Origin of the sequence: Bradyrhizobium sp. CCBAU 65884, from assembly GCF_028128835.1 — a bacterium.
GTDB lineage: Bacteria > Pseudomonadota > Alphaproteobacteria > Rhizobiales > Xanthobacteraceae > Bradyrhizobium > Bradyrhizobium ottawaense.
In genome coordinates this window covers 20,063-39,086 of the sequence record NZ_LBJU01000108.1, presented here as the reverse complement: position 1 = coordinate 39,086, position 19,024 = coordinate 20,063, and the positions used below count along the sequence as shown (strand labels likewise).

Annotated in this window: 14 protein-coding genes and 2 pseudogenes; 11 read left to right on the top strand and 5 right to left on the bottom strand. The window is 58.3% G+C overall.

Features of this window, described 5'->3' with window-relative positions; translation table 11 throughout:
- Positions 1-229 precede the first annotated feature (229 nt).
- The 5 genes from XI03_RS12900 (at position 230) to XI03_RS12880 (ending at position 5,632) form a co-directional block, all read left to right on the top strand.
- Positions 230-547: a MoaF-related domain-containing protein gene (locus XI03_RS12900; RefSeq protein ID WP_271592345.1), complete on the top strand. Its 318-nt coding sequence runs from the start codon at positions 230-232 to the stop codon at positions 545-547.
- 51 nt (positions 548-598) lie between these two features.
- A complete protein-coding gene (locus XI03_RS12895) occupies positions 599-1,240 on the top strand; it encodes a DJ-1/PfpI family protein (protein ID WP_271592344.1) in 642 nt (213 codons plus the stop codon).
- Positions 1,241-1,266: 26 nt separating this feature from the next.
- Complete coding sequence (locus XI03_RS12890; RefSeq protein WP_271592374.1) at positions 1,267-2,895, top strand: tyrosinase family protein; 1,629 nt, start codon at positions 1,267-1,269, stop codon at positions 2,893-2,895.
- Positions 2,896-2,964: 69 nt separating this feature from the next.
- A complete protein-coding gene (locus tag XI03_RS12885) occupies positions 2,965-3,285 on the top strand; it encodes a hypothetical protein (protein ID WP_271592343.1) in 321 nt (106 codons plus the stop codon).
- A 2,152-nt stretch (positions 3,286-5,437) separates the two neighbouring features.
- A complete protein-coding gene (locus tag XI03_RS12880; protein ID WP_271592342.1) occupies positions 5,438-5,632 on the top strand; it encodes a hypothetical protein in 195 nt (64 codons plus the stop codon).
- 209 nt (positions 5,633-5,841) lie between these two features.
- On the opposite strand, the gene XI03_RS12875 is transcribed toward XI03_RS12880, so the two are convergent.
- Positions 5,842-7,193, bottom strand: a protein-coding gene (locus tag XI03_RS12875) for an IS3 family transposase (protein ID WP_271592341.1) whose coding sequence is annotated in 2 segments (ribosomal slippage) — positions 5,842-6,857 and positions 6,857-7,193 — 1,353 coding nt in all. Because the reading frame shifts where the segments join, the coding sequence is not laid out codon by codon here.
- A 421-nt stretch (positions 7,194-7,614) separates the two neighbouring features.
- Here XI03_RS12875 and XI03_RS12870 point away from each other — a divergent pair.
- The 4 genes and pseudogenes from XI03_RS12870 to XI03_RS12855 all read left to right on the top strand — a co-directional run.
- Positions 7,615-9,369, top strand: coding sequence for an adenylate/guanylate cyclase domain-containing protein (locus tag XI03_RS12870; protein WP_442869714.1), 1,755 nt, complete (start codon positions 7,615-7,617; stop codon positions 9,367-9,369).
- A 432-nt stretch (positions 9,370-9,801) separates the two neighbouring features.
- Positions 9,802-10,158 (top strand): annotated as a pseudogene (tnpA, locus tag XI03_RS40520) (IS66-like element accessory protein TnpA); the annotation flags it as partial.
- Between the two features lie 22 nt (positions 10,159-10,180).
- A complete protein-coding gene (tnpB, locus tag XI03_RS12860; protein WP_271592339.1) occupies positions 10,181-10,534 on the top strand; it encodes an IS66 family insertion sequence element accessory protein TnpB in 354 nt (117 codons plus the stop codon).
- Positions 10,483-10,644: pseudogene (locus XI03_RS12855) on the top strand (hypothetical protein); the annotation flags it as partial. The gene tnpB and the pseudogene XI03_RS12855, both read left to right, overlap by 52 nt.
- Here the strand turns inward: XI03_RS12855 and XI03_RS12850 are convergent.
- From XI03_RS12850 to XI03_RS12835, 4 genes are all read right to left on the bottom strand, one after another.
- Positions 10,608-10,922, bottom strand: coding sequence for a helix-turn-helix domain-containing protein (locus tag XI03_RS12850; protein WP_442869715.1), 315 nt, complete (start codon positions 10,920-10,922; stop codon positions 10,608-10,610). The pseudogene XI03_RS12855 and the gene XI03_RS12850 overlap by 37 nt on opposite strands.
- A gap of 159 nt (positions 10,923-11,081) precedes the next feature.
- Positions 11,082-11,984, bottom strand: a complete 903-nt coding sequence (locus XI03_RS12845) for a S1 family peptidase (RefSeq protein ID WP_271592338.1) — start codon at positions 11,982-11,984, stop codon at positions 11,082-11,084.
- 173 nt (positions 11,985-12,157) lie between these two features.
- Positions 12,158-13,243, bottom strand: coding sequence for a hypothetical protein (locus tag XI03_RS12840; protein WP_271592337.1), 1,086 nt, complete (start codon positions 13,241-13,243; stop codon positions 12,158-12,160).
- Between the two features lie 138 nt (positions 13,244-13,381).
- On the bottom strand, positions 13,382-14,755 hold the full coding sequence (locus XI03_RS12835; protein WP_271592336.1) for a hypothetical protein: 1,374 nt from the start codon (positions 14,753-14,755) through the stop codon (positions 13,382-13,384).
- 2,141 nt (positions 14,756-16,896) lie between these two features.
- On the opposite strand from XI03_RS12835, the gene XI03_RS12830 reads away from it, so the two are divergent.
- Positions 16,897-17,148, top strand: a complete 252-nt coding sequence (locus XI03_RS12830) for a helix-turn-helix domain-containing protein (RefSeq protein ID WP_271592335.1) — start codon at positions 16,897-16,899, stop codon at positions 17,146-17,148.
- 5 nt (positions 17,149-17,153) lie between these two features.
- Positions 17,154-18,293, top strand: a complete 1,140-nt coding sequence (locus tag XI03_RS12825; protein WP_271592334.1) for a tyrosine-type recombinase/integrase — start codon at positions 17,154-17,156, stop codon at positions 18,291-18,293.
- The last annotated feature ends 731 nt before the right edge of the window (positions 18,294-19,024 follow it).

Below are 19,024 nucleotides of genomic sequence, written 5' to 3'. Positions count from 1 at the left end.
TCACGGAGGACTCAGAAGCAGCATCAGCGGGGACCGAAGTCTATTCGCTGAAATCGGGTAGGCGAACACCTTGATCGTTTCAGGATCAAATTGATCCGTCACCTACAAAGTCCTGCAGTTGACCGGCGCGATGTTCTCTGGACTGGATGCGCTTTCAGATCTTTCACGAGCTTGCGATTGCAGAGACGACATTCAAGGGCCGGGAAACGCCAGAGATAGGGTGAGCACCATGGCAAGCGGATTTCCCGGAGTTGGTCATCGGTATTTCGTCGATTTCATCGCCTTTCAGGTCGAGCTCGATTTCGTGTCGGAAACATCGCTGACCTATTACAATCTGGATAAAGATGGCAATAAGGTCGGATCGGAAACCGTGACCATCAAGGTCGAGCCGATCACCGACGGAATCTTTCTGGTGAGTTGGCAGGAGTCCGACAAGACGACGGTCGTCCACATCGAGAACTACAACCGACAGACCATCGTCACCAACATCACAGAGCCTGATCTCACCTTCGATCAGTTCCACGGCTCGTTCAAGCAGCTATCATGAGCACGGCCACTCCCAGCACGGCCCTTCCGCCTACGCTGAAGATCAGCATCTTTGTCTTTGAAGGCTTCGAGCCGATCGGGCTTCGCCGAGGCATTCACTATCTCTCATTTTCTCGGCCAGGACTACGCGGACCCGCCACCCTATCCTTTCGCGGTGACGCTAGTCGGGCGTCAGGTCGAAAGCGTGAGGAGCACCAACGGTCCTGCGGTCCTGCCGGATCAGGATATGAAGCAGGCGCTGGTCGATCCTCCGGATGTCCTGATGATCCCCGGCGGCGGCGGGACTTGGCCGCTGCTGGATGACAAGGGGGATCCGGCCGGCGTCGCCGCGTTGCTCGACTGGATCCGCCAGATGGACGGCAAGGTGAAGCTCATGACCTCCGTCTGCACTGGTGCGGCGGTGCTCGCGCGTGCCGGATTGCTGAACGGCCTGCCGGCCGCGACGAACCATGGCGCCTTCGCCTGGGTGACACAGCAGGGATCGAAGGTGCTCTGGGACAGCGTCTCCCGCTGGATCGACGCGGGCCGCTACGTGACGTGGGCGGGCGTATCTGCCGGTACAGACCTGGGCTTCTACCTCGTGTCCAGGCTAGCCGGCCGCGCCGTCGCCGAGAATGCTGCTAAGGCGGCGGAGTACGATTGGCATCGGGATCCACAGGCGCCGATTTTCTACCCCCCGCACGCTGAGGCCTGAATGTTCGACGGAGGAGACATCGAGTGATGAAACATAGGGAGCTGATGCGCATCGATCAGATCACACGCCGCGAGCTTTTGGGAGCAATGGCGGCCACCGCTGTGACCCTTCCGATCAAGCCGGCCCTTGCGGCCGCGAAGTACAAAAGGTGCAACGTCACCAGCGCTGAAGGCCAGAAGGCGCTGGCAAGCTACGCCAAGGGCGTCGAAGCGATGCTGAATCTGCCTCCTGCGAATCCCCACAATTGGTTCCGCAATGCCTTCATCCACCTGATGGACTGCCCTCATGGCAATTGGTGGTTCTACGTGTGGCATCGCGGCTATCTCGGCTATTTCGAGCAGACGATCCGCGCGCTGAGCGGCGACGCCGATTTCGCCCTTCCCTACTGGGACTGGACCGAGCTGCCGCAGATACCGAACGCCATGTTCGACGGCGTGTTGTCGCCGACGGACAGCGCATACAAGCCCTACACCGACAATCTCGCCGTCTTCACTTCGTTCATCAAGCCGGCGCTGACGCAATATTGGGAAAGCCTGTCCTCCCCGCAGAAGAGCCAACTGGATACTCGCGGTTACAAGCAGGTAAAGGACCTCTGGAATGACGTGACGGGCAACGGCGTTTCGGGCAATGAAGGCTTCGCGCCGACATGCAGCGCTCGCTATCTGTCGAAGAGCAATCCACGCCTCGACGCCGACACCGCGAACGCCGTATCCAGGTTCACCGTGATGTCAGGGTTGCTGCCACCCGAGTTCAACAATTCGATCAATTATCTTAGCTTCACAAGCATCAAAACCCCTTCGCACAATACCGCGCCGCCCAACTCCCCGACAGCCTTCTCCGTGCTCGAGGGCCAGCCGCACAACCTCGTCCACAACTGCATCGGCGGCGCGGGCCCCCTCGATCCGGGGCCCTATGGAAACATGACCAATTTCCTGTCTCCGGTCGATCCGGTCTTCTTTCTTCACCATGCCAATATGGACCGGCTGTGGGACGTGTGGACTCGCAAGCAGAAGTTGCTGGGGCAGCCCTATTTGCCGAAGGGCAATGACTTGAAGAGCTTCTCGGACGAGCGGTTCCTGTTCTTTGTGGATGGCGCCGGAAACTATGTTTTGAATGGCAAGGCCGGAGACTATCTCGACACGGACCGCTTCGACTACGACTACGACGACAAGGGGTTTGGCGAAGTCCTTATCAGGCAGGAGGTCGCAAAGCTCACCACGGCAAAGGCGCCCGTCGTCGCAGCGCACGTGTCCGCAAACACCGCCTCCGTTGCGGTTCCAGTCACCACGCTGCTGGGGCGTGGCAATACCGGTAACCCGCGCCCGCTGATGGCGCAGGTCACGCTGGCGCGCCCCCACGGCGCGTCCGGTGTCCGCCAGTTCCGCGTCTTTGTCGGGGCACCGGTGAATGCAACCAATCTCGGGGTCGACAGCCCCCACTATGCGGGAACGGTCGGGTTCTTCGGGCCGCAAATGGCGGGCATGCACATGTCTGACCAGGCAACCTTTGCAGTGCCATTTCCCACCACCCTGCGCTCTCTCGCCCCATCCCTTGCCACCAACGCGACGAGTGCAAATCTGGCTGTCAGCGTCACGCCCATAAACGGAGAGGAGACCGCTCCCGTGCTCAAGGCCGTTTCGATCGGAGCGTTGTAGGCTGTGCGCCGCTGGGCGATCGCTCTGACGCTCGCAGCGTCGCTTGCACATGGCGCAGAGCAAGAGGGAATGAAGCGCACACTCACGCTGCCGCATTCCATCGGTCCAGGCGCGATCGCATGGCTTGAGGTGCAGATCGGGCCTCTCGCGCCAGGGCAACGCGTCCGCGTGACCACGCGAACCGGCGAGCTGCTCGGCGCTATCTCGCCATTCGGCAGAGCCGAGCGCCAGAGCCCCGGCACTTATTCGCTGCCCGTTCCTCCGGATGTGATCCACGACGACGCTCTTTCCGTGATCGTGACGATCACGGAAGCAAATATGCCCCCCCGCGCGCCGACTCCCACGGAAGTGCAGAATCTGAAATTGCTTGCTCCAGGCTCCGCGAAATAGAGACGACACACGAATCGCTGTGGTTTCGCTCGACATCGGGGCAATCAGGCTAGCAAGATAGTCGCCATTCATCCGGGCCGACGATGCGCAGGCGTATGATCGGGCGTCGTCTCCCTTTGCCCTAGGACAAGCTCGATTCGACTCGCGGCAACCTCGAGTACAGCACGGCCATTGAAATACCTCATCTTCCGAATCACGGGGGAGTGGTTGGTATCATTTGCATTTTTTGCATTGAGTGGTAGTATGCAACACGTCGTTTCTCTCGTCGACCGCGTGCTGGAAACGAATTGTCGTGGCCAGCAGTCCGGTCGAGGAGGTATTAATGACCAAAAGTGCTCTTACGAGTAATGCGCTTTCTATCGCATTTGGGGTTCTGTGTGCATCGACGTCCGGGTATGACCCGTTTCCCGCGGTAATCCTTGGGGTGATGGGAGCTGCCTGTTGTCGGTTGACCTTTCACGCACTTCTTGTTGTGGGAAAGCAGTGAGCTCTTCAAAGGGCGCCGGATGAACAACCGGCGCCTTTTTCTATACCAGCGAGCGAGCCGCACGGCGCTCAGGGCGTTGGCGACGAACGAGTGGGGGGATGGAATCCCTATGTACACGCGTCCCGCAGGGACGTGGTAAGCTCGTCCCATGAGAACGCACCTAGTGTCCTGAACCAGAAGTTCGCAATAGCCGCCGTCCACCTCGCCGCCATCGTCGCCTATTGGATCAATTGAGTCTGAACCCTAGTATCCCCGGTATCGCATGTCCGAACACAAACGCGGAGCCTTGCTTATCATCGATGGCCTTCTCGGCTCTTACGCTATAGCTACCTCTCGCCAAAAACTCGTTCGGCAAGTGCTGTTTGATCCTTGCGGCCTCACGCTCCCCCTGTGAGGCAAGCCAAAGGATGCGTTCCGCGATCTCCAGCCGCAGAGCGTTGCCTCTGCTCGATGAACGTGGAGCTAGCAAGTACTTCGTCAAGAACGTTGCGGAGCATCTGCACCGTAGCAGTGTCGTAGGCCATGCGCGAATATCCATCTCGACAAATCACTAAGCAAAAAATATTGCGCTTCACTCCGAGCAGCTGCAATTTGTTGGACCAAACTACGTAGCGCGCTTTGATTGCAGATTTATGACGATTGCCATCTTGGTTGCTAAGATAATACCGCCAGTGACGTTGCGCGGGACCGATGGGCTATTTGTATCCACGAGCGAAATCTTCAGGATATGCTTGAGCAGAGTTTGAACGTTGTAGTTGCGACGCCGATCAATCCATTATATCCTTCCACGTGAAGCGCTAGGAGGCGACGTCCATCCTCCTTGAGCTTCGGCACCTCGCTGGGTGTCGATTTTAAGGAGGATGGCATGAACATTGATCCAACTGCAGGTTGCGCGCTTCAACATGCGAGCGCGGTCTCTGACGGTGACTCCTTGGAAACAGAAGCAAGCTTTCGGAATTTGTATCAGTGTGCCTTCTGCGAGACGTGCTGGAGCTCCGAAGATGCAGTGCCGGGTGAGCTTTCTGAATGCCCGGGCTGTGGACGGGAAACGTCAACATACAGCTGGTCTCGATGGATTCATCGGCACTCAAGTTAAGCAGATCTTTAAGCCCCGCTCGCGCGGGGCGATTTTTTTAGAGAGGCGACAATGCCCAAGGAAAGATCAGCGCCAAGGTCAGATTTAGACTGGCTCGTCTCCATGAGGAGCAAAATCCAACAACTGACACTCGACGTCTACAACTTCAGCAGCAGGCTCACCGACCAGGAGCGCAAAATGCTCTGGCCGGTCCTTGGATATCTCATTGGGATTGCCTTGAACGGAAGCTATCGGAAATACAGAAGCACGGACACGATATTCTGAGGATATTACTAGAAACAAATGCTGTTGGCTTTCCGCAGGACAAAGCGACGTTGCAATGGATGGCAGGTTACTACAATAACAACGCCATTCTCCGACTTTCCGATATGTATTCGGATCCGATTGCGCTTGCGGTAGTAAAGGACGTTATGCCTGAGAATGTGCATGATACGGTTATCGGATGGTATCGACCCGAGCGCCAGTCAGAGTTCTCAGAACTTGCGCCGACTAAACAGTGGGAGCTTGCGTTCGAGGCGTTCGAAATGACTTTCAGGTTGCTGAAGAGAGCTGCCCGCCGGGAGTGAGCCATGTCACGCATCGCAACTGAGTTCTTTTTTTGGTTTTGGCTATTCACCCGGTTGAACTCAGGCCCTGCCGGGCCGCTACCAGCGATTACCGAAAGGATGCTTGACCCGTCGCGCGAGAGTACGCCGGCGGAGGATAACGATCTTGAGGTTTTCAAGGGCGTCCGGGAGTTCAAGAACCTGATCTTCGGGTCGTAGAAAGGGAAGATCGAGCCCAAGAAGTTCTATTTTGTGCGCTCGATTGTCGTTTTACGAGACGGGTGTCGTTCTCATTAAGGCTTTTCCGCCTGTTGTTTGGCTCTCCGGCCAGTCCCTTCTTGGGATCGGCTGTCGTTGTCCGTCGTCAGATAATTTGAGACTGATCAGGCTTTTCGCGAAGAGAGGCTCTGGCTCATCTGGGTTAGAGTTTAAGCAGCCTGCAGTTGATGCTGCAAGCGGCGGTTTGCGATGGTGTCGCGCTTGATGCGGTTTCGCTCTGCGAGCATCGCCTCAGCCCTGCCGAAGTAGACATCGGCCGGCGTGAGGTTGTCGATGCTCTCATGATAGCGGAGGTGATTATAGTGTTCGACGAAGGCCCGTACTTGACGTTCGAGATCACCGGGTGGGTAGTAATTTTCGAGCAGAATGCGGTTCTTCAGCGTCTGATGCCAGCGCTCGATCTTTCCCTGAGTCTGAGGATGGTACGGAGCGCCGCGCACATACTGCATGCCCTTCTGGTCGAGCCACTTGGCCAGATCGTCTGCCACGTAACTCGAGCCATTGTCGCTGAGAAGCCTTGGCCGGTGCGCGACGGCGATGTGGTCAAGACCGGAGGCGGCGAGTGCCTGGTCGAGGGTGGCTGTGACATCGGAAGCGCACATGGTGGGACCAAGCCTCCAGGCCACGATGTAGCGCGAGAAGTCGTCAAGCACGGTCGAGAGATAGTACCACCCCCATCCGGTGATTTTGAGGTAGGTGAAGTCGGTCTGCCAGAGTTGGTTGACGGCCGTCGTCTTGTCCTTGAACTCGTTCGCGGCCTTGATCACCACATAGGCCGGGCTGGTGATGAGGTCATGCGCCTTCAGCAGCCGATAGACCGACGCCTCGGATACAAAGTACTTTCGTTCGTCGGTGAACCGCACGGCCAGCTCGCGTGGCGACAGCTCAGGTAACTCCAGCGCCAGGTCGATGATCTGGCCCCGCACATCGTCCGGGATGCGGTTCCAGACCCGGTCTGGTCGAGACCGATGATCGGCCAGCGCCTCAACGCCTCCCTCGCGGTAGCGATCATACCAGCGATAGAATGTGGCGCGCGGGATCCCGAGCTTGTCCAGCGTGCGTTTGGCCGGAAGATGCGATTGCTCGACCAAATGGATGATCTCGGCCTTCTCGGAGGCGGGATACCTCATGCCTCGTCCTCCCCATCTCCGTTCATACTTTTTTTGAGCAGACGGTTCTCCAGGGTCGGATCGGCGACGGCCTCCTTCAAGGCGGCGGCCTCCCGACGGAGGTCCTTCACCTCGCCCGTGGTCGCAGCTCGCGCCGTGTCGCCGGCCAGGCGGCGCTTGCCGGCCTCGAGAAACTCCTTGGACCAGCCGTAATACATCGAGGCGGCAATGCCTTCTCGGCGGCAAAGCTCGGAGATGTTCTCCTCGCCGCGCAATCCCTCCAGCACTATGCGGATCTTCTCTTCCGCCGAATACTGCCGGCGGGTCTGGCGCCTAATGTCCTTTAGCACTTGGTCTGCCGGCGCTTTGCCCGGTCCGGATTTCTGCTTCATCTTCGCTCCTGGTGGCTACGATGAACCAGAAATCCTCCCTCCGCAAAATCCCCCTGTTTGTCTCACAGGCCCTGACGGCGAACACGCAAATCCGTAAGGGCGCCTAGCCTAGTCAATGGGCAGCAGGCATGGCCTGGGCGTAATCCAACGTCCCTATCACCGCAGACTTCCATTCGAATCCACTGCATCACTCCGTTCGGTGAGCGATCACCCGCGGGCGTTTCCTTGATTGAGTTCAGTAATGAAAGGCAGTCGGAGCATCGGGCCGGGACGTTATCGAGACTTAAGCCAATAGCCGGCATTTACCAGCCGCATCCACCGAAACGCGGCTGGCGATGTCCCCTGATCCGTCGTACATTAATTTTGTGGACGGGATTTGCGTGCCATGCCGCAAGAGCCTCCAAGCCGGGTCGAGCGCAGATTGTCGGCAATATTGGCTGCCGACGTTTTCGGCTACTCGCGGCTCATGCACAATGATGAAGAGGCTACGCATTCTAGGCTGGCAGCGCTTCTGAGGGGCGCGGTTAATCCGGCAATCTCTGAACACCGCGGCCGGATCGTGAAGAACACGGGGGACGGATTCTTGGCGGAGTTTCCGAGCGCCGTCGAGGCGGTTCGCGCCGCGATGTTATTCCAGGCCCGCATCAAGGAACTTACACTAGGAGAGGTGGAGGAGAGCCGCATTGCCTTCCGCGTGGGCGTCAATATAGACGACGTGATTGTCGAGACGGACGACATTTTTGGAGACGGCGTGAATATTGCGGCAAGGCTTGAGAGCATCGCAGAACCCGGCGGGATTTGCATCTCGTCTTCTGCCTACGATCACGTGCGGGGCAAGATCCGGGCTGAGTTCGCCGACTTGGGCGAACAGAACCTTAAAAACATTGCCCGCCCAGTCCGGGCCTATGCTGTGGTGCAAGAAAAAGCGAGCACAGCCACATATGCTGAGCACGCGAGCCCGGGCGCCCTGTCAGCGTCTCGCCGTTCTATCGTTGTGCTTCCCTTCGCTAACCTCAGCCGTGATCCGGAACAAGAGTACTTCGCTGACGCAGTGACCGAAAGCCTGACCATGGACTTGTCACGGATCAGCGGATCGTTCGTCATCGGTCGACACACCGCATTTACATACAAAGGCAAAGCGATCGATCTCAAGCAACTCGGCCGTGAGTTAGACGTCAACTATGTGCTGGAGGGGTCGGTTCAGCGTGGCAGTGATCGATTTCGCGTGAACGTTCAGCTCGTAGACGCCGAAACCGGCGCGCTTTTATGGGTCGATCGCTTTTACAAACCTGTCACCGATCTGTTCGAGATGCAGGATGAGATCGTAACACAGCTTGCTAACGCCCTAAGTGCTCAACTCACTGAGGCAGAGGCGAACCGAGCGAAACGATCGCCACATCCCAATTCAATGGACTTGTTTTTCCAAGGTAGAGCTTTCTGGAATAAGGGATGGACGCCAGAAAATATGGCAGAGGCGCGCGGATGCTTTGAGCGGGCGTTAGAACTCGACCCCGCGAATGTCGCTGCGATGGTCTCTCTCGCAGGTGCCAACACAGCGATGGCAGCGTCTTATTTGACCGACGACAGGGCCGCCCATCTGGGGATGGCCCAGATGAGATTGGAGAAAGCGCTGTCCCTCGCGCCGAACTATGCCGCGGCCCACGTTGCGCTGGGTGGCGTTTTGGTTGCCACAAACCACGTGGCTCAAGGCATATCGGAGTGTGAGCGAGCGTTGGCCTTAGATCGTAACTCGGCAGAGGCGCACGCGATCATCGGAGACGCCAAAGTCTTTCTGGGTCGCGGGGCGGAGACTGAAGCCCATATGAACGAAGCCCTGCGCCTCTCTCCCTGCGATATGTTGGCCTTCCGCTGGCTGACGATGATCGCGTTCGCCAAGCTGCAGATCGACGCACCGGTCGAAGCAGTCAACTGGTTCCACCGCAGCATCGAAGCCAATCGGAATTACCCGATAGCGCACTTTGGGCTTGCCACGGTAATGGCGCTGCTCGGTTCGCTCGATGATGCAAGGGCCGCCGCGAAGGCTGGACTTTCGCTTGATCCAAGCTTTACGATCCGCCGCTTTCGTGACGGCGCATCGAGTGATAATCCAACCTACTTGATCAAACGCGAACGCGTTTATGAGGGCATGCGAATAGCCGGGGTGGCAGAAGGGTGACGTCGGGGACGGGGCCACGAGCGACAAAACGCCGACCTGCGCGAGTGGAAGCTACTGAAAGCCGTGACAGCTCGGGGAGGTTCAGGCGCCTCACTTGTCACCCGGATTGCTCGATCTGCTGCCTCCATCCACGTTAGTGCAGTGACGAGTTTCTGAAAGCCATATCGGTCGCTTGCAATGATACTCATGTACTTCTGCATCAACTCCCGACGCCTCTCCAGCGTTCCGAACGCCGGTGGTTCTCCAGTGAGTCAAACTGAATCCAAAGTTTGCCGTCGGATGACAGGTACAGAGGATTGATGGTAACCGGCGTGAGGCCCCACCTAGTTGTCCCTCGGCTAGCGCGATACAGCCTGAGCGGATCGGTGGAGGTGGAACGATGGCAATTGCCATACTTCATGCCAGGAAGGTGATTCCGATCGTCGTGTCGATGTGATCACGGGGGAACGTCGGTGGCGACGATGGACGGGCGAGGAGAAGGCCCGGATCGTGGCGGAGAGCTTTGGGGAGGGCGTGAACATCTCCGACGTAGCGCGGCGCAATGGCGTTGCCCGCGGGCTGCTCACGGTGTGGCGACGCCAGGTTGCGGCGGCGGTAGCGGGCACGGCGCCGAGCTTTGTGCCAATCCAAGTTGGGTCCGAGAGCAGCGGCACAGCCGACGAGCGTATTTCGCCGGCACAGGAGCTCAGCGCGCCGCCGACCAGGGCCTGCGGGGTGATCGAGATCGAGCTGAGTGGGGCGCGCGTCCGGATCGCGCCGGGTGTGGAACTGGCGACGCTTTCGATGGTGCTGTCGGCGCTCGGGGTATCCGGTGATTGCGGTGAGGTCCGACCTCAAAGTGGTGCTGGCGGCACACCCGGTCGACTTTCGCAAATCGGTGCACACGCTGTCGGCGCTGGTGAGCGAAGCCCTGCGCGCGAACCCGTATGGCGGCGACGTCTTCGTGTTCCGCGGCAAGCGCATGGACCGAGTGAAGCTTCTGGCGTGGGACGGCAGCGGCATGGCGCCAGTAACGAAGTGGTTGCACCAAGGACGTTTCACCTGGCCGCCGATCCGCGACGGCGTGGTGCATCTAAGTGCGACGCAGCTTGCGATGCTGCTTGACGGGTTGGAGTGGACGCCCGTCTCGCCCAAGCCTGTGAAGCAGCGGGCCGTTGTTGGGTAAGAGGAGGATTGGAGCGTGACCGTGCGACACTCGTCGGTTGGGTCAAGCGTGCCGCCTGGTGGCTCAAGAGCCTCTACGAACTGCAGCTGCGGATGATCCAGGCTGCGCAGCGCGTGTTTTGCGACGAGACGCCGATGCCGGTGCTCGATCCCGGACGACATCGCACCCGCATCTGCCAGCGGGCATCGTCAATCGTGCGCGGCGCCCCGGAGCGCGGCTCGTCGTGCAGCCCGGCAACGCGCTGCTCAATAAAACGCCGCCGCCACTTGCCTACGGTCTGCCGGTCCAGCCCCAGCTTGGCCGCCACTTCCGTGTTCTGCCCGCCTTCCGCACAGGTCAGCACGATCCGGGCTCTCAGAGCTAGCGCCTGCGCCGTCTTCCGCCGCATCGTCAGCGACGTCAGTTCGGCACGCTCATCAGCGCTCAATGCCAGGGAGGCAAGTTGCTGGACAGCCATTGGAGACTCCGTCGCGGCTTGCCTCCATCCTTGGCACAGCGACGCGAATCTACTGCGCAATCTATGATTGCGAACTTGTGACTCGGGACACTAGTTTTGCGGTTGCATCGTCAGGATCAATTGTCCAAGCAGCCACCCGCGATAGCGGTCGAAGACCGGACCCGCGGTCAGCCTGAACTTGAGCTCCACGCTGCGCCGATCTTCTGAGATTGTGGTCGTGAGATCGCTAACGCGGCTGTCAGACTGCGGAACAAGCCTTGCCTCCACGATAATATGTCCAGGGTCGGCATTTTTCCTGATTACATACGCTCTCGAAGTCGGCGCGACATTGGGGTGTTCGTCAAGAGTTTCACTAATTTGGTAGGATCGCTCGATCGTCGTTGGGCGAGCCGATGTTCTCTGCGCGGCTGAGCAGGAATCTCCAGCATAGGCTGCGGGAGGCACCTCGAAGAGCGGCAGCGCAAGGTTCACGCGCGTGAAAAAGTCAAAGCTGCTTTGATTTTCAATCCCGCCATGCACGATCCCCACGACATTGAGCTTATCGTCAAGAACCGGGCCGCCACTCATGCCGCGGGCCAATCCAAGGTTAGTCTGTATCAGACCATTGGGCGCCGAGATGGAGGTCACGACGCCGGGGCGAATGGAAAGATCAAAGCCCAACGGAAATCCCAGCGCCATCAGCTTGTGTCCGGTTTCGATGCTTGGATGTTTCACAACGCAGAGGTATGGGAATTCAATGCCGATGTCTGGTGGGAAACGAAGCAGTGCGGCGTCCGACGCCACCACGCCGCGAGGTGGGCTTTCGAGCGGAAACTTCGTCGCATGCCTGGATCGCATCGAGCCGCGAACGATTAGCTTTGCATTTGCTGGCAATTCGACTTTTGTAACGTGAGCCGCAGTAATCACCCAGCCGCTTTTATGGATAAGAAAGCCTGTTCCCTCGCCAACCTTGGTCTGCCTAGCTTCATTCGTGGCTGGGTCGAGCGTCTCCACATGCACCTCTATAAAGACCGTCGCTTGCTCCGGAAACTACGTCGGCTGCGCATTCGCCGACGCTAGCTGCATGCTAGCGATAGACAACATTGCTACGCACCAACGCAAAGCGCCGTTCATTCGCTCATTCCTCTTGTGCGGTCTCTCACCGGGCCGCGGCGCGCTCGACGCCGTTATTGTGAGAACTCGGTTTGAATGCGCAGAAGTTGATTACGAAGAATGGGCAAGGAGGCAACATAAGGCGTGATGGTTGCGACCTGATCAATCTTGTTTTGGGTCAGGACGCCCGCGACCGCCGGGTCCTTGGGGTAGTACTCCGCAATGCGCGTTTTGTCTTCCAGCGAGAGCTTTTCGTTCGATTCCGTGGAGTAACAGACGCTTTGCGTTCCTTTCAGAAACATCCACGCATCGAATTGATACTTCATAATAGATTGCTGATCGAACGCGCCGAAACGATAGGCTGCCGAGTTCGCGAGTTGCTTGATGTTTCTATCGACGACCTGCTTTGACCAATTGTTCGGAGGTCCACCAAGGACGCGATAGATGCCGGGAAACTTGCCCGTGCTATCCACGATAACCTGACCGAACTGATCCGTTGTCGGTTTGTATCCGGCCTCGTCCGCCCATCGCCAGTCGCAGCCGCCGGTTGGATGCTGATGCTCATGCTCAAGGCCCAGTGCATGACCAAACTCGTGCCTTACGACGGATTCCCAGTCCTGCGGCAGGCTTTCGCTGAAACCTTGATAGTTCATTGAGGCTTGGTTCGGTCGCACAATGTCCGGATCGCGGCTTTCAATTCCAACAGTCGACCAATAGCCGACTTGGTTGAATGATATTCTGATATCCGCCTTGTAGTTTGCGTCCGATGTGGACCAAGTACGGTATTTGCCGCCCGCGTCCTTTCCGAAGTCAAACTTGATGTTGGCGAATTCACCCCATTCCAACGCGACCTTTTCGATATTGGAGTGCAAGGCATTGTCGCCGCCGAAGAAGGCGACCGTCACGATGCGCCCTGGCTTCCATTTCGCGGCCTCGACGATCACCATGTATGGGTGAACGGCCGCATTGCCGGGCAGGGTCTTCATAGCGTCAAGGAGCTTGTTACGCTTCGCCTTTCTTTTCTCTTCAATTTGCGTCGGGATGGACTCCATGATGCGATGCGTGACCCTTAGTTCTTGGCTCCAAGCCTTGTTGGCTGACGGGTCGGCGCTGATCGCAGCGGCCGCGACAACAAGCGGGTATGCAGCGCGATAAGACATTGCTTTGACCTTTCTAGCGTCGGCCCTCATCGCAACGAGCCTCAGCTCGACCGGCAGCTATCACTGACCTGTGGCTAAAGATCTTCAGAAGAGCTCTGTCACATCAGACAACCAACACATTTTCGATAGCCGGCGAACTCAACGGCCCAAGATCGCCTTAAGCTCGCGGACCTGCGCTTCGAGCTCCTCAAATCGGCGCAGAACGGCCGCCCGGTCGAGGCGCTGGGTAGCCGCTTGCGCGGTTAATGCCGTGGGCGGCTCAGATGATGGGATAGGCGTGATCCCGGCGAGGGCGATGCCCCGTCGGAATCGCACGTAACGCGGCACTACATCGCTGTTCGTGGTGCCGCCATCTAGGGCGAACCCTGCTGTCACCCAGTCATTAGGATTTTGCCCGTGCAGACCAATGGTGGAGTAATCCCCCCAGACAGGCCGTCCCGGTGCGGCGTTCCCCTGCGCGGTAATTACCAGCCGCCAAACGTTTGCGGCATCGTCGCGCGCGCCCACGATATGGCTCGGGAACAGCCCGGCGACTGTGCCATAGGCGAGCCCAACACCGACTTCGCCTGCCATGTTCGGCGCAGCGGCTGGGTAGGCGAACGGGAAGGTCGAGTTCCAGATGTGCGGCTGGTCGACTGTATTCCAACTGGCGGGGTCAATCCTCGCAACCCTGACGTGTGCAAACGGGAAGGTGCTGTCCTTTCCAGCCGTCCAGGCCAACCCGATCCGATTGCCGGCAAACCAGCCGGCCGTGATCCGACCGTCGGCGCGCCCAAGCCATTCGGTTCCCGGCCGGCTCGCGTACTCATCGGAATTCCACGGCGCAACGCTCACGCTGTGAACGGTCAGAGAATTCTGCGCCTCCCCCCATTCATAGACTCTAATTTGGGCGCTGCTGGTATGCGCGGCTACGTACATGGTCGTATCGGCGCCATGCACGGGCCGGAGTGAGCCTACGTCGCTGGTGGCCAGGAACCGATAGTTGAATCCCTGGTAGTTCGCCAGCGCATCGAGCGGCAGCCGTAAGAGCACAGCTCGGGTGAAGCCGCCGCTCGCACCGAAGCCAAAGCTGTTGGTTGTCAGGTAAAGATGGTTCTGGCTTGCCGCCATTGCAGGGAAGTCGAACCACTCCGCGGTCCAGTTGCCTACGTTTTGGGGAGTGAAATCATAGAAGCGCCAGCTCCGCGCCGTGATGTCATTCCCGCGGGCGACTGCTACGCGAAGGCGGTTCGTGCCCTGGGTCGTCGGATGGATGTACTGCAGCACCCAGACCATGAGGTCGCGGCCGCGGTCATAGTAGGCGAGCTGGTCGCAGCAGAAGTTCTCATCCACCGGCTCGGGGAAGGAGGCAGCAGGATCGACATATGTGAACGTCTGACCGCCATCGGTTGAGAAAGAGGAGAACCAGTTGGCCGTGTACAGGATCTCGTTGCCGCGCACGGCGACCGACGGCTCGCTGATGAGCGCGGTGAAGTTATTGGTCTCGACATCGCTCAACTCTCGATTGGTCACTAGCTGAACTGCCGGAGCCGCGGCTGCTTTCGTATCCGGAGTCCCAGTAATGTTAGTCTGGGGGGGAGGAGGCGGCGCTTCCTCCATGGCCCGGCTCAAAGCCCGGGGGGATATTGCTTCGAGCGGAATCGGCCGATGATGCAGCCTAATGTTTTGCGAGCGCTGCTGAAAGATTTGCCGCATAGCGGCCGACGGCTGAAGGACGGCTTGCGGGCTGATGCGGGTTTCGGCTGGGGGCGAGGCGACCGCTTGGGTTGTCTCGACCACCTGTGCCCCAGCGACGTTGGCGAGTAGAATCCATACGGCTAACGCGAAAAAAAAGGAGCGTAGCATCTGCATGACTAACCTCCCTATGATCAAAATAACCAAGGATGGCACGCGAAGCGTGCCATCGTCCTGGAACACCAAGCAACACCTCTTTGGCAACTGGGCGCCTCAGAGGCTAACAAGAACCTGGTTGAGCTCTCCTCGCCTACGACCGGCGGCTCTCAAGGTCGATCCTGCCGCAAGCTGCCAAGGATAGCTTCGAGCCGCGTCAGGGCCTGCTCGCCCGACGCATCCCCGCGATCTACCGCGGCCCGGACAGCAGCCGCGGCCGATAAGGCCTCCACACAAGCATCCTTCGCTCCGCGCTGGGCAGGCGTGTCACGAGAGCCTTGTGAGGTACCGATCGGACCGGCCGGGCGATGAGTCTGCGCGGTCAAGCGCTCCCGCAGCACCCTTTCGCTCTGATCGGGGCGGTGGTTCGATCCGGTGACGGGACCGGACGGTGCTACGGCGGTTGCCTCGCTGGCATTACGCTGAGACGTACATATGGTCGCCAGCGCACGGTCCAGCTGCTGGACTGCCACGGTGATGACATCCGTGTTTCGGGACTGTTGCACGACCTCGCGCCGAAGCGATTGCACGGCGCTATCTACCTCGCTCCAGACGGCAGTAAGACTAGAGGGTTGTGTTGCCATTGCATTACTCCGCGGATCGGCTAGCGATGCCGATGCGGCTACAAGAGCGGCTAGGACAAACCATCGCTGCATCTCAATGGCTCTCGCAATTTGCGCGGTCGGCCCCAAGCAATCTTAACTAGCATACGATACGCCTCACAAGGCCCTGTTGCAAGGTCTTTGCCCCGCGGCCTCATTATCTACGATCTGCGTCATCTGCGCACATGCGGGAGCCTTATCGCGCTCGTCCGAAAACGTCACCGCCGGCTGGCACCCTTTTTCGCCCGGGGGGCTCGGTCAGATCCGCTCAAACGCCTGCTCCATCGATGCGTTCTTCAGCTGCTCGAACATGTTCAACTTGCGTCGGCGTTTACGAGCAAGCGCCAAGTGCGCCTGCCGGTGACAAGTGCGTCGCGCGATGCGACGGCCGATGCATGCTCTCCAACGGATGACCACGAGGCAGCGGTATACGCAGCAAACCAGTGGCATCGCCAAAAGGTCGCAGAACGCCCGAGGGGCACTGCGGCATACCCCCGCAAAGTCCTGCTTCGGCAACTCTGGATCAGCTAGGCTGAGGTCCCTTGCGAACCCGCGGTGCGCCGACCTGTGCGATGAGAAGGTTCCTGGACCGTCTCTAGATGCCGTAATGGGGCCGGCTCCGAGCAAGGGGTGATGGCGGTGGCTGTCTCCGTCTCCAGATGCTTGGGGCCGACCCAAGTCGTGACCCGTTTGATCATCTATCGGGGGACAGCCACCATTGTGACCCCTTGCTCGGAGCCGGCCCCATTACCGCATCTAGCAATGTTGCGTGGTTGCCCACGGGTTGCCTAGAATGACGATGAAACACGATTGACACTGATTCTTTGCGAGTACAAATCGCACAGATTGTCGAATTGTCCACGCGAGCGAAGAATTGGCTCGCTCTGTGCCACTGAGCGATATGCCTGAACACGTGCAGAATTTTCATTTTGGGCGCGATGCAGGAATCGAACCTTTCCGGGCACCTCTGGCTTATTGAATGTCTCTGGCCCAGGCCAGACAGTCGTTTACGAACGAAAGCGGATCAATTGGACAGCTTCCAGTGGAAGCCCGCCCAATTCACGGACGGCCCCTGTGGTCACGGCTCCGCGCCTGGCCCTCGTTCGAGTCGGCGCGCAACATGTGCACATGCACAAACCTCCCAACAATGGTAGAGTCGAGATGCCAGCCGGCGATGATAATTCGCCGACGCCGTATGGTTCTTTGAAAATTCCCGACTGTTTCGGAGCCGATGCTGAGTTATTGACCACCGCTGAAGTGGCCGACCTACTGAGAATTTCCACTTCTAGCGTGCGACGCCTGCAACAGCGGCGACGCATCTCCTTCCTTAAAGTGGGCGGCAGCATTCGCTTCGCCAAACACGACCTCCTTTCGTATTTGGCGAGGCAGCGGACCGACACAGTCGATAAATAACGGATATGACAGTACGAATCATAAAAAACTCGTGGTGGGTCGATTTCACGGCCAACTCCACACGATATAGAAAACGTAGTCCTGAGAACACAAAGGCCGGTGCGCAGGCGTACGAAGCTACCTTGCGACAAAAGCTAGCACGTGGCGATTCGATAGATATCGGAGCGCTGCGGCCGAAGGACCTGACCTTTGCCGAGTTCGCGGTGAAATGGTTTGAGGACTATGTAAGACCGAACAACAAGTATTCTGAGCAACTGTCGAAGAAGTACATTCTGTCTTCATCTCTGCTCCCGTTCTTTGGTCGCAAGCCGATGGGACAAATTAAGGGGTATGACATCGAACGTTATAAAGCTCAGCAGGTCCAGCAAGGGTACACAAACAAGACGATCACGAATCGCCTGACGGTGCTCAACAAGTGCTTGCTCACCGCATATGAGTGGCTTGAGCTTGAGGGGGCGCCGCCGAAGATCAAATGGCCAAAAAGAGCGTTGCCGGAAATTGATTATCTTTCGCCCGAAGAGTGTGAGCTGCTCCTTTCCGAGGCGAATGGCCTAGTGCACGAATTGGTTCTGACGGCGCTACGGACAGGTATGCGGCAAGGAGAGCTCAGGGGCCTTCAGTGGTCATCTCTCGATTGGCTCACGGGCACCGTTGCGGTGAGACATTCATACGATGATCGTGGGAAGATGCTCGTCGCGCCAAAGAATAACCGCACGCGGCATATCCCGCTCGACATTGATGTGTACACGATGCTTTACCGGCGTAAGAAGGACACCGGGTACGTGTTCCGAAGCTGGGAGGGCCGCCCGTTCACCAATTACCGAATGCACTACGCGATCCGCAAACTCTGTAGGAAGGCTGGGTTTAGAACCATCGGCTGGCACACGCTTCGCCACACGTTTGCTTCTCACCTAGCAATGCGCGGAGTGCCACTGCCGGCTATCAAGGAATTGATGGGACATTCCACCATAACAACAACCATGAGATACGCCCATGTGGCGCCGTCCACGCTCCGGACAGCCATCGAAATGCTGAACCCAAAGACAATGATGGCGACCGATTCTGGGCAACCCGTGGGCAACCGGTGGCAAGAGGTCCAAAGGAGCGAGGCACGTCAAAAAGCCTCTACGACAGAATACGCTTGATTCTAGCGACGAAATCATGACATCGCGCGAGAAACGTAGACCATCTGTCTTGTGACCCTACGGGGAATCGAACCCTGATCTGCGAGCTTGGATTTGAGCTTGGAAATGGACCAAAAAGAAGGAAAGACTAGAAGTAGAGCCAAGAATCGGAGGCGTTCAATCGTACTCAAGTTAGCCGGGATTAGTCAGACTTTATCACTTTTTGGGCAACCCGTGGGCAACCACGCAGTTATTATTAGCAAAGGCGATACGGCAAAGGTGATGAAGCATAACGTAAAAGCCGCCATATGGCGGCCTTTGCGTTGAAGAGACCGAACTGGCGACCGAGCAAGTGAGCCCTGATTGACCAATGCCAGCGGCGAAAGGTCGAAAGGATCGATGGATGTCAATCGGCCCTTTAACTGCGGGCTGTTTTCAAGCTGCCATTCTTTCTCTGAAGTGGCACGCCAGTGGCGATTGCTCCGTCGGAGCTGGTCGGGGGTACGGAGACGGAGCGATCGCGGCTCGGCGCGACGATCGCCTAGCGGGCTTGGATAATCGATGCGTCGTACATGACAACAGTCCGGAACGTCAAAGCGCGGCAACCGCGTCGGTCTGCAACCTTGCCTCGCCCAACCGACCGACAAACTCCACTTGCGCTTGGTTGCCGAGATCGAGACGTGCGGCACGAAGCGCAGACACTTTGAACAGCGATGCTGCCTTTATCATCGTCCGCTCGACGGATCAACAGC

Bases quoted from the DNA above. Each gene is read 5' to 3' on its own strand.
- XI03_RS12900 (WP_271592345.1), top strand. From the start codon at position 230: ATGGCAAGCGGATTTCCCGGAGTTGGTCATCGGTATTTCGTCGATTTC.
- XI03_RS12890 (WP_271592374.1), top strand. From the start codon at position 1,267: ATGAAACATAGGGAGCTGATGCGCATCGATCAGATCACACGCCGCGAG.
- XI03_RS12885 (WP_271592343.1), top strand. From the start codon at position 2,965: ATGAAGCGCACACTCACGCTGCCGCATTCCATCGGTCCAGGCGCGATC.
- XI03_RS12880 (WP_271592342.1), top strand. From the start codon at position 5,438: ATGTCACGCATCGCAACTGAGTTCTTTTTTTGGTTTTGGCTATTCACC.
- XI03_RS12850 (WP_442869715.1), bottom strand. From the start codon at position 10,922: ATGCGGCGGAAGACGGCGCAGGCGCTAGCTCTGAGAGCCCGGATCGTG.
- XI03_RS12840 (WP_271592337.1), bottom strand. From the start codon at position 13,243: ATGTCTTATCGCGCTGCATACCCGCTTGTTGTCGCGGCCGCTGCGATC.
- XI03_RS12830 (WP_271592335.1), top strand. From the start codon at position 16,897: ATGCCAGCCGGCGATGATAATTCGCCGACGCCGTATGGTTCTTTGAAA.
- XI03_RS12825 (WP_271592334.1), top strand. From the start codon at position 17,154: ATGACAGTACGAATCATAAAAAACTCGTGGTGGGTCGATTTCACGGCC.